15 protein-coding genes are annotated in these 16546 nt (G+C 54.1%); 12 read left to right on the forward strand and 3 right to left on the reverse strand.

Translation table 11 applies throughout. The annotated features are described in order from the left end of the window. Positions 1–224: 224 nt before the first annotated feature. The 3 genes from E8D52_08675 to msrA all read left to right on the forward strand — a co-directional run bounded on the left by E8D52_08675 (position 225) and on the right by msrA (position 2356). Complete coding sequence (locus E8D52_08675; GenBank protein TKB69041.1) at positions 225–860, forward strand: hypothetical protein; 636 nt, start codon at positions 225–227, stop codon at positions 858–860. Between the two features lie 109 nt (positions 861–969). Further along, positions 970–1350 carry a PilZ domain-containing protein gene (locus E8D52_08680; protein ID TKB69042.1) on the forward strand — a complete coding sequence of 127 codons (381 nt, stop codon included), beginning with the start codon at positions 970–972 and terminating at the stop codon, positions 1348–1350. A 442-nt stretch (positions 1351–1792) separates the two neighbouring features. Further along, positions 1793–2356 (forward strand): peptide-methionine (S)-S-oxide reductase MsrA, encoded by a 564-nt coding sequence (msrA, locus tag E8D52_08685; GenBank protein TKB69043.1) that lies wholly within the window; start codon positions 1793–1795, stop codon positions 2354–2356. Positions 2357–2367: 11 nt separating this feature from the next. Here the strand turns inward: msrA and E8D52_08690 are convergent, their stop codons facing one another. After that, on the reverse strand, positions 2368–2868 hold the full coding sequence (locus E8D52_08690; GenBank protein TKB69044.1) for a hypothetical protein: 501 nt from the start codon (positions 2866–2868) through the stop codon (positions 2368–2370). A gap of 113 nt (positions 2869–2981) precedes the next feature. On the opposite strand from E8D52_08690, the gene E8D52_08695 reads away from it, so the two are divergent. The 9 genes from E8D52_08695 to E8D52_08735 all read left to right on the forward strand — a co-directional run bounded on the left by E8D52_08695 (position 2982) and on the right by E8D52_08735 (position 15059). After that, on the forward strand, positions 2982–4325 hold the full coding sequence (locus E8D52_08695) for a porin (protein TKB69045.1): 1344 nt from the start codon (positions 2982–2984) through the stop codon (positions 4323–4325). A 159-nt stretch (positions 4326–4484) separates the two neighbouring features. Next, complete coding sequence (locus E8D52_08700) at positions 4485–5477, forward strand: phosphate ABC transporter substrate-binding protein (protein TKB69046.1); 993 nt, start codon at positions 4485–4487, stop codon at positions 5475–5477. A gap of 108 nt (positions 5478–5585) precedes the next feature. Next, positions 5586–7913: an ABC transporter permease subunit gene (locus tag E8D52_08705; GenBank protein TKB69047.1), complete on the forward strand. Its 2328-nt coding sequence runs from the start codon at positions 5586–5588 to the stop codon at positions 7911–7913. Positions 7914–8008: 95 nt separating this feature from the next. Continuing rightward, complete coding sequence (gene pstA, locus E8D52_08710) at positions 8009–9424, forward strand: phosphate ABC transporter permease PstA (protein ID TKB69048.1); 1416 nt, start codon at positions 8009–8011, stop codon at positions 9422–9424. Positions 9425–9473: 49 nt separating this feature from the next. Next, positions 9474–10283, forward strand: a complete 810-nt coding sequence (locus E8D52_08715; GenBank protein ID TKB69451.1) for a phosphate ABC transporter ATP-binding protein — start codon at positions 9474–9476, stop codon at positions 10281–10283. Between the two features lie 4 nt (positions 10284–10287). Further along, complete coding sequence (gene phoU / locus E8D52_08720; protein ID TKB69049.1) at positions 10288–10962, forward strand: phosphate signaling complex protein PhoU; 675 nt, start codon at positions 10288–10290, stop codon at positions 10960–10962. A 93-nt stretch (positions 10963–11055) separates the two neighbouring features. Continuing rightward, the gene (locus tag E8D52_08725; protein ID TKB69050.1) at positions 11056–13485 is read left to right on the forward strand and encodes a DNA translocase FtsK; all 2430 of its coding nucleotides are present in this window, start codon (positions 11056–11058) and stop codon (positions 13483–13485) included. Then, positions 13482–14189: an outer membrane lipoprotein carrier protein LolA gene (locus E8D52_08730; protein ID TKB69051.1), complete on the forward strand. Its 708-nt coding sequence runs from the start codon at positions 13482–13484 to the stop codon at positions 14187–14189. Before E8D52_08725 ends, E8D52_08730 begins: the two co-directional genes overlap by 4 nt. 123 nt (positions 14190–14312) lie before the next feature. Next, positions 14313–15059: a 2OG-Fe(II) oxygenase gene (locus E8D52_08735; protein TKB69452.1), complete on the forward strand. Its 747-nt coding sequence runs from the start codon at positions 14313–14315 to the stop codon at positions 15057–15059. A 52-nt stretch (positions 15060–15111) separates the two neighbouring features. On the opposite strand, the gene E8D52_08740 is transcribed toward E8D52_08735, so the two are convergent. Beyond that, the gene (locus E8D52_08740) at positions 15112–15762 is read right to left on the reverse strand and encodes a response regulator (GenBank protein TKB69052.1); all 651 of its coding nucleotides are present in this window, start codon (positions 15760–15762) and stop codon (positions 15112–15114) included. 234 nt (positions 15763–15996) lie between these two features. Then, complete coding sequence (locus E8D52_08745; protein ID TKB69053.1) at positions 15997–16506, reverse strand: hypothetical protein; 510 nt, start codon at positions 16504–16506, stop codon at positions 15997–15999. Between the last annotated feature and the right edge of the window lie 40 nt (positions 16507–16546).

Genomic DNA, 16546 nt, shown 5'->3' on the forward strand with positions numbered 1-16546 from the left:
AGACAATCTTTCCCCGTCGCCTTGCCAAATATTTGAATGTATTAGGTATCCTGTCATTCATCGGCTAGGCTTCTGCTAAAGCGTCCCTTTTCAAGAGCGGTGTTATATTTATTTCGTGTGGAGAAGGCAACCGGCGAGATTCACACAAGGGCATCATTACAACATGACTTACCACTGAATCGATTGAGCCGCGGGATCGGGATATCATATGGAGGGGAAGGGGCATGAGTAGAGTAATTGCGAAGTCCGGAGCGGTGGTAGCAATGGGATTAATTTTATTGTCAAATCAAGGCTGTAACACAAAATGGCTCAAGTCTGAGGGGGCAGGTGATGCAGAGAGCGGGGCTGCGAAGCTCCCCAATATGTCTAGAGGAGGCCCCAGCGGAGAATTGAGTGGGTTCTCCCGTAATCCGTCGGAGGAACGACTTGGGCAAGGCGGATACTCGACCTCAATGAACCCGTCTGGGCACAGTGCGCATCAGCGTGCGGAATTGACACAAGAAGAAAAGGCTGCCGTGGAGGCAGGGTTGCAGGATGTATTCTTTGGGTATGATCAGTGGACCTTGTCGGAGTCCGGTATGGAAGCGCTCAATCACGACGCGGCGTATCTTAAGGACCATCCAAGCACCACGCTGAAGATTGAGGGGCACTGTGACGAGCGAGGCACGACCGATTACAACATGGTGTTGGGCGACAAACGCGCCAAGGCAGCTAGGAGCTATTTGGCGGAAATTGGGGCGAATTCCAAGCAGGTAGCGATTGTCTCGTATGGAAAGGAGCGTCCCTTCTGCTTTGATCGGGATGAGCCCTGCTATCAACAGAACCGCCGCGGCCACATGCTTCTTTCCACCAAGAAATAGGATGTTTCACAAGGAGGTCGATCTGCATAGCGGATCAGTTCTTCCCTGGGGTTCGAAAAGGTCGATTGGAGTGCTCTCAGATGATGAGATTTGCTGAAGGAATTCATCTTTGAAGAAACTCAGTTCTCTCTTCAAGTCAAAACCCTCTGATCAGACTCCGGCCAAACCTCTGCCAGAGGATCGGCGGGTCCAGCCACGGTTCACCACCCAATTCCGCAGCACCTTCTCGGGGCAAAAGCAGGAGGGGCAGGGACGAACTCTGGATATTTCTACCGGCGGGTGTAAGATCGAAAGCGATACTAAAGTGATGCAAGGGGCCACGCTCGAATGCCGACTCCACATTCCAGGTCTGGATTGGCCATTGAGAATCGAGGAAGCCACGGTGCGTTGGGTCGATGGCAATACTTTTGGGATTGCCTTTTCGCGTATCACTCCAGAAGAGCTGGCGAAGCTCAAGTCGATACTCACCGAACTCGAACAAGACGAGTAACTTCTTTTCAAGTCGCTCCAGCCTGTACAGGTCCTCTCTCGTAAGGATTTCCTGAAATTTATTCGATGCAATCTCGTCGTTCTCCCACACTACAGTGTAGTCGTATGCGTTGTACAGGCGCTATCCTGACCTTGACCACGGTTGACATGGCTACCGTAACTGTCGGAAAGTACAGTGCGACTGAAGTCCTAATACAAAAATCATGGTATGAGGATAGAGAAAGGAGTTGGGGGTGGAACAGAGGTATGCAATCACGGTGAAGTTCTTGGTGGATGCCGATTCGGCGGAAGATGCGGAAGAGATGATTGAAACCGCCTGTGAAAAGGCGTCGGCGGCTTTCCCTGAAATGAGTTATGAAGGGATTGAGGATATTGAGGAAGATGAGGAGTAGTCGGTCTTCGCTTGCGACAAGAATCTTGTCATTCACTCGACCGATCACACCATGGGCATTGAATCGCAATCGATCTTACCTCAGAAGGAAGTCGCTATCCTTGCAGGCGGCTGTTTTTGGTGTCTTGAAGCCGTTTTTGACCAGGTCAGGGGGGTGGAATCGGTCGAGTCTGGGTATATCGGAGGTAGCCTAGACCATCCCAGTTATGAAGCGGTGTGTGGGGGGCAGACCGGCCATGCCGAGGCCGTGCGTATTACATTTGATCCCAGCGTGATCACCTATAAAGGACTGCTCGAAATATTTTTCGTCATTCACGACCCCACGACCCTCAATCGGCAAGGAAACGACGCAGGTACTCAGTATCGGTCAGCGATTTTTTATACCTCCCCGGAACAGCAGCAAACCGCCGAGGACCTCATTAAATCTCTTATAACTGAAAGACTGTATACCGCTCCCATCGTCACGCAGGTCGTATCAGTTAGTCCGTGGTATGAGGCGGAGTCTTATCACCAGGAATACTTTGCTCAAAATCCCCTTCAGGGTTACTGCCAGTTTGTGGTCGGTCCAAAAGTTGCGAAGTTTCGAAAGCAATTTGCTCAGCGCCTAAAAGGATAACGGCACCTCGCTCATCGACCGAACCATCCAACCAAGACCTCTCGTACCGTCCCAAAGACCGCAGGCTTCTGGAATATTTGATGGGTTTTCAATATCACCTCGGCATGTACGGGGCAAAAAGGCCATTCGTCGGCAGGATTGCCTTGAACATGGGCAATGATCGATCCATCTCCCTGGTCGGTTGAAGCGTGAAGGACGATCAACGGACTGTTCGGATCAAGTAAACAGGTGTTGTCCTTCTTATTCGATTGATCTGTCGCTGCCTGACGAATCTGCACCTGCTGTTCACCCTCTGAGAAGACGGTGTCCCCTTCTCGAACAGGGCTAGTTGGAGCGAAAGAGTAGAGAACCAGCGGGGCGCCGAGAATAACGAGCACTGCCGCAGCCATTGACCAAAGAGGTGGTTCAGTATGGTGCTGGTCGCGTGTTTTCAATGATTCGTTCATCCGTAGCAGACTACCTTTTGGATTGACTGCAGCTGCCCACTCTTTGCGTGAGTCGTTGCCATTCACCAGGCCATCGTCGATTTAACAAATCGGTAACAACCCCGTAGCACTATCTTAACGCTGCTCAACTATACCTCGCCACGTATTCGAAACATGACCAACTAGAGGGAGGTAGCGGAATGAAGAAATGGTGGTTTGCGGTCGCCGTGTGTGTCTTCGGTCTCGGGTTGATCTTTCAGGCCAATCAGGCTCATGCCAATGTTGAGGATCTCCTGTACGAGAAGGGACAGATTACGAAGGAAGAATGGCTCAAGCTCAAGGCTGAGCATGAACGAGATGATGCGATCGTTGCCGATAGGGCATCAATCAAGAAATGGTTCGATAAGATCAGTATTCGGGGGTATGTCCAAGCCCGGTATACCTACCTGCCCGGAGATAAATCCATCCGGAGCGAGTACGATAACACTATTCGGGACAATACCGGATTTGCCTTCCGCCGCGTCCGCCTCGTCTTTTCGGGCGACGTGACTGATTGGCTGTCCTTTTATATTCAGCCGGAATTTTCCGGCACTGTACCCGGCACGACAGGGGATCAGAGCAATCACTTTGTCCAACTTCGCGATGCCTATGCCGATATTTTCATGCCTGTGCCTTTCCTATTCTTTGAGGAAAAGGAATTGCGGGTTCGTGTCGGGCAGTCGAAGGTCCCGTTTGGGTTTGCAAATCTGCAGTCCAGTCAAAATCGACTTGCGTTCGACCGGGACGACGGCCTCAATAGCGCGGTGAACGGCGAACGGGATCTTGGATTTTTCCTCTACTACACGCCGAAGGAGACCAGAAAACTGTTCAAAAAGCTCGTCGAGTCGGGCCTCAAGGGATCCGGGGACTATGGCATGTTAGGCGTCGGAGTTTATAATGGCCAAACTCTCAATGTCTCGGAGCGGAATGATAATAAACATGTCGTCCTGCATGCCACCTATCCAATGGAATTGCCCTACGGACAGATCATTCAGTTCGGTGTCGATGCGTACCGTGGGACGTTCAACGTCGGGACTCCCTCAGGCACCGGCCTCGCAGCAACTCCGACAGTCGAAAATAACGGGAACATTCTTGACGAGCGGGTTGGCGTGCACTTTGTACTGTATCCGCAGCCGATCGGGTTCCAGGCGGAGTGGAACTGGGGCAATGGTCCTCAGTTGAACGCGACCCGAACTCGCATTGAAGAAGGGGACGTCCAGGGCGGCTACGTCCAGGGGATGTATAAGTGGGACGTGAACAAGCCCTGGTTGACCAGCCTTATCCCCTATGTGCGGTACCAAGAATACAGCGGTGGAAAGAAGCATCGGACGAATTCTCCATTCAATGTGGTTCGGGAATGGGAAGTCGGGATGGAGTGGCAAATCGCGAAGGCCTTAGAGTTCACGATCGCCTATGCGCGGAGCAGACGTACCGACACGCAGACCGCTCCCTATAACATCCGTGAAGGGGATATTGTCCGGACTCAGTTGCAGTATAACTTCTGATGATGATTAGGGGCAGGCGACAGCCTGCCCCTTTAATCAAGGCCGTTCGAGATAGCGTGCGCATTATGTAACACGCCTGTAACATTCGCGTAATGTATTGGCAATGCAACAGGGTTATTGTGCCAATGGAATAAGTCAGTGATGACGAAAGGACTATTTATGAACATATCGGCTGCTAAGTCTGGTCTAACTTGCATCGCCCTCATTGGAGCTCTTGTTTCGGGCCTCCCATCTGTCTATGCCGATGACCATATCGTGCTGGATCCGGCTTTGAAGGGGTACCTCAAAGTCAGCGGGGTATCAGGGAATGTCAACAGCATCGGTTCGGACACGCTCAACAACCTCATGACGCTGTGGGCCGAAGGATTTCGCAAGCAATATCCAAGCGTCAAAATTCAGATCGAAGGCAAGGGCTCAAGCACCGCACCTCCGGCCTTGATTGAAGGGACCGCACAGCTGGGCCCAATGTCCCGCGCGATGAAAAATACTGAGATCGATTCCTTTGAAAGAAAATTCCGCTATAAACCAACCGCATTTCCGGTCGCCATTGATGCGCTGGCCGTGTATGTCAACAAGGACAACTCTGTCCAAGGACTCACGATGGCGCAAGTCGATGCGATCTTCTCGAAGACCCGCCGATTTGGGGCGTCGCAAACCCTTGATCAGTGGGGCCAGCTGGGAGTGACAGGTGAAGTGGCCACCACGCCAATCAGCATTTATGGCCGTAACTCAGCCTCCGGCACCTATGGGTTTTTCAAGGAGTTTGCGCTCAAGAACGGCGATTATAAAGATGAAGTCAAAGAGCAGCCAGGCTCTGCTTCCGTGGTGCAGGGCATCACGGAAGATCAGGCTGGGATTGGGTACAGTGGGATCGGCTATTTAACCTCCGGTGTGCGCGTCCTTCCATTGGCTGAAAAAGAGGGAGCACCCTTCGTGGCCCCTACGCAGACCAATGCGTTGAACGGCTCTTATCCCCTTTGGCGGCATCTATTGGTGTACGTCAATAAAGCGCCGAACAAGCCGCTGGATCCACTCGTCAAAGAGTTCATCAAGTTCATCTATAGCAAGGAAGGGCAAGCCATCGTCATCAAGGATGGTTTCTTTCCACTCCCGCAGTCTGTGATTGAAAAGGAATCGGCAAAAATCGAATAAGTCTAAGGCCGGCTGTCGGAGTGGTAGACGGTAACAGGCATACGCCGACTCACGATCTTGTGAGAAGTGTAAAGCTGAAACATTGGAACGGACATCGAAAGTCAAAGCATGAACGTGCCGCCACTTACTCCAATACCGGTTCTTCAAGGAGAACCCTCCCCAGGACGGGGTTCCATTCCGACCCCGACCCCGGCCCTGGTGAGTGGACTGTTCACTCGACGCCAAATCAGGTCCATCACGGATCGGCTGACCAACATCATCATCAAGACCGGTGGGATCAGCATTATCCTCTGCATTCTCGGGATGTGCATCTTTCTGGTGAAAGAAGTCATCCCACTTTTTCAACCGCCCCACGCCACCCTGACCGAGCCGATTGCACTCTCCCCGCTTGAGCGTCCCTCGACGTCAGCGCTCATCGGCATCGACGAGCATCAAGAGCTTGCCTATGTGCTACGAGGTGACTCATTAGAGTTTGTCTTCTTAGAAGAAGGGAAGTCCGCCGTATCAAAGGTTCCTTCGCGAGGCTTGTTGTCTGATGGTTCGGTCACAGCGCTCGCGCGAGCATTGGGGAAGGGGCACCAGCTCGCCATGGGCACGGAAGACGGCCGCGTTATCCCTGTGGCAATTGAATTCACGCAGGACTTCCAAGGGAACGAACGTTCGATCGCCTCGTCCGTCACGGTTGGGACTCCGATGGTTGCGGCACCAACTCCGCAACCAATCACCAAGATGGCATACCAGAGCACGGACTCCGATGTTCGAGTTGCCGCGCTGCTTCAAGATCAGCATCTCTGGCTCACCACGAGCCGAAGCGTATCCCGTCCCGATGGAACCGCTGAGGCTTCGATCACACAGGTCGATCTCACCTCCAACATCCCTGGTCGGGTGACGGCGATCACACTCGCGAGTCGTGCCGACCTTCTCGCTGTCGGTACGGAAGAGGGCAAGATCTACCATTTCGATCTCCGGGAACCGGCGAAGCCCGGTCTTGTTGAGATCAGTCAGGATTCTGAAGGAACCGAGGCGATTACCGCACTGGCCTATTTGATGAGTGACCGGAGTCTTGTGGTCGGCGATGCGTCCGGGCAGATTGCCGTGTGGATGCCCGTGCGGGAACATGCCGCGACGAATACGACCCATATGACGCGTGTCCATCGGTTTGTCCCTCATCAGAGTGCGGTCACCGACATCACGATTTCCCAGCGCGATAAGGGATTCATCACGACCGATGCCGGGGGAGAAATCCGTCTGCACCATTCGACGTCCGAACAAACGTTGCTGATACTTGCTCCACAACAGGGGGCACTCCGCAGTACCTATTTTTCTCCCAAGGCGGATGGCCTGGTCGGTCTCGCCGAAAATGATCAGCTAGTGCATTACGACATTTCGAATCCCTACCCAGAAATCACCTTGGCCACCTTGTTCTCTCCTGTGATGTACGAGGGCTATGATCGGCCGGAACTGGTTTGGCAATCATCGAGTGGGTCGGACGACTTTGAAGCCAAGTTCAGCTTGACCCCGTTGATCTTTGGAACCATTAAGGGCACCATCTATGCTGTACTCCTGGCGGTCCCGTTGGCGGTATTGGCCGCCATCTATACCGCGATGTTCATGCATCCGGATCTCCGAGCGAAGATCAAGCCCACCATTGAAATCATGGCCGCGCTGCCCACTGTAGTGCTTGGATTTCTGGCCGGCCTTTGGTTTGCCCCGGTCCTGGAGCGAAACTTTCCCGCCATGACGGGGATGGTCCTGGTGATGCCCTTGGTCATTGCCCTTTCCAGCGGACTCTTTCTCCTGCTTCCTGCCTCGCTTAAGCATCGTGTGCGGCCTGGTGCAGAGGCGCTGCTCATGATGCCGATCATCGTCGCTGTGGTCTGGGGGTGCCTTGAGACCAACGCGTGGTGGGAGGCCTTCTTGTTTGATGGTCATTTTAAGCCATGGCTCCAGACGCATCTCGGTTTGAATTATGATCAGCGCAACGCCATCGTGGTCGGGGTAGCCATGGGATTCGCCATCATTCCTATCATCTACAGCATTTCTGAAGAAGCGCTTTCCAATGTTCCAAAGAACCTGATCGCCGGGTCCTTGGCCCTCGGCGCCACGCGATGGCAAACGCTCACCCATCTCGTTCTGATCTCGGCCAGCCCAGGCATCTTCTCGGCATTGATGATCGGGTTCGGTCGGGCGGTTGGCGAGACCATGATCGTGTTAATGGCGACCGGCAATACACCGATTATGGATTGGAGCCTCTTCAACGGGTTTCGGACCCTGTCCGCGAATATCGCCGTGGAGATCCCTGAAGCGCCACATGGCGGGACCTTGTATCGCACACTCTTTTTGGCGGGTTTGCTCCTCTTTATTGCGACTTTCCTGCTCAATACGGTAGCGGAATTGGTTCGACAGCGGCTCAGGGAGAAATATAGCCAATTCTAGTGCGACAAGATTCATGGAAGGTAACGTTCCGGGCTAGTGGGTAGAGTCCAGTTGTTGTACGTAAGTCTGACGAAGTTTGGGGTACGAGTGATTCGATGAAACAGTGGGTCAAGCATTTCATGGCAAGCGGTGAGCTCTTCATTTGGGGCTGCGGGGCTGGGCTTTCCATTTCGCTCCTCATGATCGGCGGGCTTTTGGTGCTCATCCTCCTCAACGGGTTCGGGTATTTTTGGCCGGCTGATCTCGTCGAATTGACACTGAAGGACGGAAAACATGTGATCGGTCAGTTGGCCGGCGAAGAAGTGAGTCCGAAAGGGGTCCCTCGAATCAGAGTGAAGATCGGCAACCGCGATCTGTACGGTCTGGACTATCGTTGGATCAACACCGATCAGATCGTCGAACGAGCCACGCCGGCTGATCTCGTGATGGTAGAGCGGCGCGAGTGGGGGAACTTCTATGGACGGCTCCGGACGCTGGGCAAGGAAGACCAGAGTGTGGCTGAAGGATCGGAGGCCGTATGGCAGTCCCTCCCGGCACTGCTTCGACAGGCGGAATCAAGCGAGGCAGAGAGCACGTATATGTTGCTCGTTGTTGATGCCAATGGCAGAGAAAAGTCCGTTGCGCTCAGCCAAGTTATGAGAGTCTTGCGTCCGAACGACCTTTCGAAGTTGGAGAAGGTGTGGGTCTATGCCGGCAACGTCTGGATGGTGCTGACGACAGAGCCACGAGAAGCCAACACGGAGGGTGGGATCTTCCCGGCCATTTTCGGCACGGTTCTGATGGTGATGATCATGAGCTTCGTCGTGACCCCCTTTGGGGTCATCGGCGCGCTGTACCTCAGGGAGTATGCCCGCCAGGGAGTCATTGTGCGGACCGTTCGCATCGCCGTCAATAATCTCGCCGGGGTTCCTTCGATCGTTTTCGGCGTATTTGGGTTGGGGTTTTTCGTCTACGGCGTTGGCGGTACAATCGATGCGCTGTGGTTTTCTGATCGGCTGCCCACTCCCACGTTCGGCACGGGTGGAATTCTGTGGGCCTCATTGACGCTGGCGCTGTTGACCGTTCCTGTCGTGATCGTTGCAACGGAAGAGGGACTGGCAGCCGTGCCGAGGGAGTATCGAGAAGGGTCGATTGGCTTGGGCGCGACCAAATGGGAAACGATGTGGAAAGTCGTGCTTCCCACGGCACTCCCGGGCATCTTGACCGGATTGATCCTGGCCATGGCTCGTGCCGCGGGTGAGGTGGCGCCCTTGATGTTGACCGGCGTCGTCAAACTGGCACCGGCTATGCCGATCGACTGGACGTGGCCATTTATTCACCTGGACCGAAAGTTCATGCATCTGGGGTTTCATATTTATGACGTGGGGTTTCAATCACCGAATGTGGAAGCTGCCAAGCCGATGGTTTATGTCACCACATTGGTGTTGATTCTGGTGGTGGTGACGCTTAACCTCACGGGCATCCTCTTGCGAAATCGAATGAGGAGGAAATATGCTGGGTCCGCAGTTTGACGTGACGTCCGGTGTTTCTACCCTCTCACCCGCTGTGTCCTCACTGGAGATGGAGAGCATGGACCCTCATTATTCCAACGTGACGCCTCAGCCCAGTGCTCAGGGGAAGTCGAAACTTCGAGTGCAGGGCTTCAACTTTTTCTATGGGCCGGTCCAGGCCCTGTTCAAGGTTGATTTAGATATTCCAGAAAACCAAGTGACTGCCTTCATTGGGCCATCAGGATGCGGGAAATCTACCTTGCTGCGATGCATGAATCGCTTGAATGACCTCATCGAAGGTGCGCGGCATGAAGGAAACATCCTCATCGACGGCGTGGATATCTTTAATCCAGCGATCGACATCACGGATCTTCGAAAACGAGTGGGCATGGTGTTTCAAAAATCTAACCCGTTCCCCAAATCGATCCATGAAAATGTTGCGTACGGTCCACGGCTGCAAGGCCTGAAGAATCGGATAGTGTTGGAAGAGATTGTCGAGCGAAGTCTCCGAGGAGCCGGCTTATGGGAGGAAGTAAAGGACCGACTCCATAAGAGTGCACTTGGCTTGTCCGGCGGTCAGCAGCAGCGCCTCTGCATTGCGCGGGCCCTCGCCGTCAAGCCAGATGTGCTCTTGATGGATGAACCCTGCTCCGCCTTAGATCCGATCGCGACCGGCATCATCGAAGAGTTGTTGTTTTCGTTGAAGAAAGAGTTGACGATCGTCATTGTGACGCACAACATGCAGCAGGCGGCCCGGGTCTCGGATCGGACCGCATTCATGTACCTCGGCCAATTAGTCGAATATGGTCTCACGAAGCAGTTGTTCACGAACCCTTCGAAGAAGCAGACGGAAGACTACATCACTGGACGATTTGGGTGACACTATGGCTCAACACCGACACTTCGACGAAGAACTTGCCGAACTCAAGACGAAGCTGGCGCGAATGGCTGGCCTCGCAGAAGACCAAATTGATAAGGCCTTGACCGCATTGGTGACGCGAGACGCGGCTCTGGCCTGCCGCGTGATCGAACGAGATCATAAAGTGAATGCGATGGATGTGGAGATTGACGAAGCCTGCATTGAGTTGTTGGCACTCCACCAGCCGGCGGCGCGCGATCTGCGGTTGGTGACGACGGCCATGAAACTGTCCACTGAGCTCGAACGTATCAGTGACCTGTCGGAAAGTATCTGTGAGCGCGCGATCGAACTGAACGAAGAGCCTCAACTCAAGCCCTACATCGATATCCCGCGGATGGGGAGCCTCGCGCGAGTGATGGTGAAGGAAAGTATCGATGCCTTCGTCAAGGAGGATGCCATTCTGGCTAGGAAAGTCATCGGGGATGATGACTTCGTCGATGATCTCATGGAACAGTTGTTTCGTGAACTGCTCTCCTTCATGATGGAAAATCCGCATACGATTTCACGTGCCATCCGGTTGAGCTTTATCGCCAAGTCGCTCGAGCGAGTGGCCGATCATGCCACCAACATCGCCGAGTTGGTTGTCTATCTGGTGGAAGGCAAGATCATTCGGCACACAGCGCCATCGGCTCCATTGTGACGGGTCGATTGGTCTGACAGGGGCGCTGGACTGCTGGTGACTCAGATGCGCGTTCGTTTGAAATGACCCTGCCCCTGTGTTAGCATTCGTTCCATGGGTGCCACCACCTCGGCGAAGCGGGGAGAAGCCCGCCGCGCCCCATCTCCCCCTTCTCATATTCAGCGAGAAGTGATCGGCGTAATTTTGATCGCGCTGAGTCTGCTGATGCTCTTGAGCCTCCTCTCGTTTGTGCCGGGAGAGGCGAAGATGCTGGCGACTGGTGTGTCGGATGCCGATCCGCCACGCAATCTCATTGGTTCGTTCGGTGCGTTGTTGGCCGGTGGGTTCTTTTTTGGTATCGGTGGAGCAGCCTATCTCTTTCCTGTGCTGCTGGGGCGGTTGGGAGTTCGGTGCTTCTCTCAGGTTCCGGTGAGTTTTACGCTGCGGACAGCCGCTAGCTCCTTAGCCGCCGTCTTCTTCTTGAGCGCCTTTCTGCATCTTGAAACGACGGGGGTTCCAACCCTGACCAGCGGGATGATTTCCCGTGGGATGGGCGGTGGTGTCGTTGGTCAGACCATCGCCGAGGGACTCCGAGTCGTCTTTGCCGGAACCGGGGCCCATATTCTGGTCATCACAGGATTCCTGGTCTCCCTCTTGCTGACAACCCCTCTGTCCTTGGCGGAAGCCGTGCGTCGGATGCCCGAACATTGGGCCACTCTTCGCGAAGGGGTGTTCGCGGTGATGCCGGAACGATCAATTGAGGTCGACAAAGAGATCGGCAATCGACGGTTACGAGCCAGGTCGTCCAAGCCAGCGGTCGTCACTCGAGGAGAGGAGTCAGCCATTGACGAGATCGAGGAGTTGGAGCTGACCCCAACCCAGATTCCTCCAGGTCCGATCATCCAGCCATTCCCTGTCGCAATCCCAACATGGGACGCGCAAACAACTGAGTTGGAAGTGGTTATGCCGACAGCCGAGCCCAAAAACTATCAGCTGCCTGACCCGGAGATTCTGTTAAGTGATCCTTCTGGACCGATGGATCGGATGTCGGATGAGGAATTCAAAGCACAGTCCGAGATCTTATCACGCGCATTGCTGAGTTTCGGCATCGAGGGCATTGTGACGGAAGTGAGACCAGGCCCCGTCATCACTATGTACGAATTTGAGCCGGGGCCCGGCACGAAGGTCGCCCGCATTGTGAATCTGGCCGACGACCTGGCTTTGGCGCTCAAGGCTACGAGCATTCGTATTGTCGCGCCGATCCCCGGCAAATCAGTCGTGGGGATTGAGGTGCCGAATAGGTCGCGAGAGACGGTGTCCTTGAAAGAAGTCGTCATGAGCGAGGCCTTTCGGCGGGCACGATCCAGGCTCACACTGGCGCTGGGTAAGGATATCTTCGGTGCGCCCAGCACGGCGGACCTGAAGGCGATGCCGCATCTTTTGGTGGCCGGGGCGACGGGAGCTGGGAAGAGTGTCAGCCTGAACACGATGCTACTCAGTATCCTCTTTTCCGCCAAGCCGAGTGAAGTGAAACTGTTGCTCATTGATCCGAAGATGCTCGAGTTCCAATCGTATGAAGGCATTCCACATCTTTTGCGGCCGGTGATTACGGACCCCAAGTCAGCCGCAAGAGGCCTGGGATGGGTCGTCGCTGAGATGGAGCGGCGGTATAAGCTGCTGGCGGAAGCCGGTGTGCGGAACATTGATGCGTACAATCGAAAGGTCGCCGGTTTGCACGAGGTGTTTGCTGAACGTAACGCACCGAGCGTCGAGCAGACTGAGCTTCCGATGAAATTTCTCTCTGAAGAAGAGCGTCTCTCCGCTGGTGAAACCTCGATCGCCGAGGGGGAACGGGGTTGCATGCAGCCGAAACCGACGCCGCCTGAACCGCTGCCGTTTATCGTCGTCATGATCGACGAACTGGCGGATCTGATGATGGTCGCTCCGAAAGATGTGGAAGACAAGATTGCCCGGCTTGCGCAGATGGCCCGGGCGTCCGGCATTCATCTGGTGCTGGCCACTCAGCGTCCATCTGTCGATGTACTGACCGGTCTGATCAAAGCGAATTTCCCAGCACGTATTGCGTTCCAAGTCTCGTCGAAGACCGATTCTCGAACCATTCTCGATGCGAACGGAGCGGAGGCTCTCCTCGGCCGTGGAGATATGCTGTATTTGGCCTCTGGAACCGGACGCCTTGCGCGTCTGCACGGGTCCTTTGTGTCGGACGACGATGTCCGTTCGGTGGTGGAGTTTGTGAAGAAACAAGCCCTGCCGATCTATAACCAGGAGCTGCAGTCCCTCAAGTTGGAGGAGGCGGCTGAGGAAGAGGCGAAAGACGAGGTGTACGAGCAGGCGAAAGAATTAGTGCTGTCGACGGGGCAGGCCTCAGCGTCGCTGATCCAGCGCCGATTGCGGGTCGGCTATCCTCGGGCGGCGCGCATGATCGAACAGATGGAATCGGAAGGCATTGTGGGGGCTGCGGGTCGTGATGGGCGTCGAGAGGTGCTTGGACGGCGCGGCCCAGTTGGTGCGGCGGAGGTATGATGCGCTGGTGGCTTGGAGTTTCATTGAGTGTCCTATTGGCCTTGCCGGCCTGGGCGGCAGACGGACTGGTTGATGAAAAGGCCTTGCATGAGGTTCGTGAAGTCGTCAAACAGCTGCAAGCGCGATACGAGAAGATGAAGGATCTCCAGGCCGACTTTTCTCAGAAAACCAAGATTGAAGGGTTTGAACGGCCTGTAACGTCGTCCGGCAAGGTCTATATTAAAAAGCCCGGTCGCTTACGGTGGGACTACTTGGATCCAGCGACTGAGCAAATCTATGTGAATCAGGAGGACGTGAAGGTCTATGTTCCCGAACATAAGCAGGTTCTGGTCGGGAAGCTCACACAGATGGCTGCCTCCAAGGCGCCATTGGAACTGTTGCAGGGAGCGGCCAAATTGGATGAATCCTTTGAGATTGAGCCTACCAGGGGAAGAGATCGTGGAGTCGGTGGGATGCCGCTCATCACGCTGATTCCCAAAGCCAAGGGGCAGGAATCCACTCAGAATCTTCAGAAGATCGTCGTTGAGGTCTTCCCGAAAACCTACTTTATCCGCGCGGTGTCTCTCCATGAGGTCAGCGGCAACGTCGCCGTCTTTGAGTTTTCGAACTTGAAACCCAACCTGGGATTAGGTAATGAGGTGTTCGACTTTAAGACACCGGTGGATGCGGAAGTCGTCCGGGCTCCGGTATTGAATGGGCCGTAAGCGTCATTGGTGGATGATCAATAGTCATGACTATGACCTGGGGCATTTCTCATTGACGAATGACTAACGACCATTGACCGAGAACCGTATTGGCGAGGGGGATTGGGACAGGTGCAGAGTCTTGTGAGCAATGTGACGGACAGGGTCACCCAAGCGGTCATTGCCTTGGATTTCGACCGGCTTCACCAAGAATATTGGGATCAGAACGAGTTCCTCGTCATTAAACAATTCTTGCCTCGTGCCTTCGTAGAGGAGGTGCTTGTTCCCCAGGCCCAGGGCGTGAAAGCGGAACTCAATCGAAACTACATTCCCGGCCATAAGAAGGGCGGGAGCGTTAGTTATTATACCGTGCAGGAGAAAGCCCCCCGCTTTCTCGACCTCTATCGGTCCGAGTCATTCCGGGCATTCCTGAATCGGCTCGTTGAGGCGAAGCTGATGTTCTGCCCGGACAACGATCCCCATTCCTGCGCCCTCTACTACTACACTGAACCGGGCGACCATATTGGGTTTCATTACGATACGTCATACTACAAGGGCGCTCGTTACACGATTCTGATGGGGCTTGTCGATCGGTCAGTCCAGTGCAAGCTGGTGTGCGAGCTGTTCAAGGACCATCCAACCAAGCCACCCCGCCATCTTGAGCTCGTGACTGAGCCGGGGGATATGGTGATTTTTAACGGTGATAAACTCTGGCATGCGGTCACACCTCTCGGAGAGGGTGAGGAACGGATTGCCTTAACAATGGAGTATGTCACCAATCCTGAGATGGGCACCGTCAAGCGGCTCTATTCCAACCTCAAAGACTCCTTCGGCTATTTCGGTTTCACTGCGGTCTTCAAGCGAGCTCTAGGCCTCAGCCGGTCTAAGTGATGTAAATCCCTTCTTGTTTGATCGTCCTTCCTAATTCAGAGTGTGTTGAAGATCATGCCATGCCGATGGCGTGGCGAAGTATCGTACACAACTGGTCTCGCTCCCACGGTTTGGTCAAACGGGCATAGGCGCGTAGGGATCCTAGGTTCCTATTTGAAGCCGTTAAGACGATCACAGGAAGGGTGGGATGTGAAACTTGGAGCTTCTCCAAGATCGAGCAACCATCTCCGTCAGGTAGGCCGAGATCGAGAAGGATGGCATGGTAGGCATTCTGTTCGATGGATGAAAAGGCTTGATGACAGGTCTGCGCACAGTCAACATGGAATCCTTCAAACTCGAGCAAGTCTTGTAGGGCCATCGCGATATCAGGGTCATCCTCGACAACCAAAATCGAACGGGCTGTGCTCGCTTCGACCCTCACGTTCGTGTCTGGACTCAGCCTGTGATCTGGGTCTAATGCCAGCTGCGGGAGATTTATCTCAGAATCGACGAGGGGGAAAGGGGCTGTCTGAACCGGCCCACGTGGTTTCGTAGCAATGGGATGAATGGTAGGTCGGGCTGTACCTTTTCGAGGAGGCGCGGCACCGGCGGAAGGTGGCAGTGCTGCTCTGGATGGACAGGATCCGAAGGGGGCACCAGATGGTGAGGAAGAGGAAGACCTCCTTAGGATGTGAGTGACTGTCAGCTCCATACCGTGCTCCATTTTGTTTAGTGGTTACGAGATAACCCACAAGGCTCCATGACTCTTGCCAATAGGTTAAGCAACGTCCATTCCCGTATGTTTGGCTAAGATATGAGATGATAAGTATATGATTATATGTGTATGTTTTGAAAATGCTTGATCGTATGACGTGCTGAACTGTATCGAGGTGATACAGTAGCTGTCTCATGTGAGACGGCGAACTGTCTCGGGAATGTTCAGGGACAGGATGCAGAATTATTGATGCAGGTGCTTCATAGCGGCGGCGCAGAGGATAATGAAGAATCCCATCCACAGGGCGGCGCGTTGGAAGGGAATAACCTCGTAGGATTCTCCCTCATCGGCTTCATCGTCTGACTTAAAAATGACGGTGTAGAGGAACAGTGTGAGAAGCCCCAGCACAAGAAGAAGCTTAATCATGAAGACGATGAGGTACTTGGAGTGGTACTGGATCCCGCTTCCCGTTTGTGAAGTGATGACCTGATTGACGTAGTGGAGATTCACACCGCCGGTGAATAGTAGGACGACTACGAGAATGCCAGCGACTTTCTTGTAGTGACGGTAAAAAATATCCGTGATGGGTTTGATCTGATTCTTCGGAACGGCTTTCTCCAGTCCGGGTGTCACCGCCATAACGAGAAATGCCAAGCCGCCGATCCAAATGATTGCTGAAAGTAGATGAAACCAGTGATTGACGATCGGTATGAGAGTGTTGAGATCGGTGGTGATACTTTGGAGCGCGTCCATTTGAAAACCAGTCAGAAGAGAGTCGTAAGGAGTGTGGGGG

The organism is Nitrospira sp. (genome assembly GCA_005116745.1).
In the GTDB taxonomy this organism is placed as follows: Bacteria; Nitrospirota; Nitrospiria; order Nitrospirales; family Nitrospiraceae; genus Nitrospira_D.

What these genes read in the sequence shown, in the direction of transcription:
- E8D52_08705 (TKB69047.1), top strand. Translation starts at nt 5,586, where the DNA reads ATGAACGTGCCGCCACTTACTCCAATACCGGTTCTTCAAGGAGAACCC.
- E8D52_08675 (TKB69041.1), top strand. Translation starts at nt 225, where the DNA reads ATGAGTAGAGTAATTGCGAAGTCCGGAGCGGTGGTAGCAATGGGATTA.
- E8D52_08740 (TKB69052.1), bottom strand. Translation starts at nt 15,762, where the DNA reads ATGGAGCACGGTATGGAGCTGACAGTCACTCACATCCTAAGGAGGTCT.
- pstA (TKB69048.1), top strand. Translation starts at nt 8,009, where the DNA reads ATGAAACAGTGGGTCAAGCATTTCATGGCAAGCGGTGAGCTCTTCATT.
- E8D52_08745 (TKB69053.1), bottom strand. Translation starts at nt 16,506, where the DNA reads ATGGACGCGCTCCAAAGTATCACCACCGATCTCAACACTCTCATACCG.
- E8D52_08725 (TKB69050.1), top strand. Translation starts at nt 11,056, where the DNA reads ATGGGTGCCACCACCTCGGCGAAGCGGGGAGAAGCCCGCCGCGCCCCA.
- msrA (TKB69043.1), top strand. Translation starts at nt 1,793, where the DNA reads ATGGGCATTGAATCGCAATCGATCTTACCTCAGAAGGAAGTCGCTATC.
- E8D52_08730 (TKB69051.1), top strand. Translation starts at nt 13,482, where the DNA reads ATGATGCGCTGGTGGCTTGGAGTTTCATTGAGTGTCCTATTGGCCTTG.
- phoU (TKB69049.1), top strand. Translation starts at nt 10,288, where the DNA reads ATGGCTCAACACCGACACTTCGACGAAGAACTTGCCGAACTCAAGACG.
- E8D52_08700 (TKB69046.1), top strand. Translation starts at nt 4,485, where the DNA reads ATGAACATATCGGCTGCTAAGTCTGGTCTAACTTGCATCGCCCTCATT.
- E8D52_08715 (TKB69451.1), top strand. Translation starts at nt 9,474, where the DNA reads ATGGAGAGCATGGACCCTCATTATTCCAACGTGACGCCTCAGCCCAGT.
- E8D52_08695 (TKB69045.1), top strand. Translation starts at nt 2,982, where the DNA reads ATGAAGAAATGGTGGTTTGCGGTCGCCGTGTGTGTCTTCGGTCTCGGG.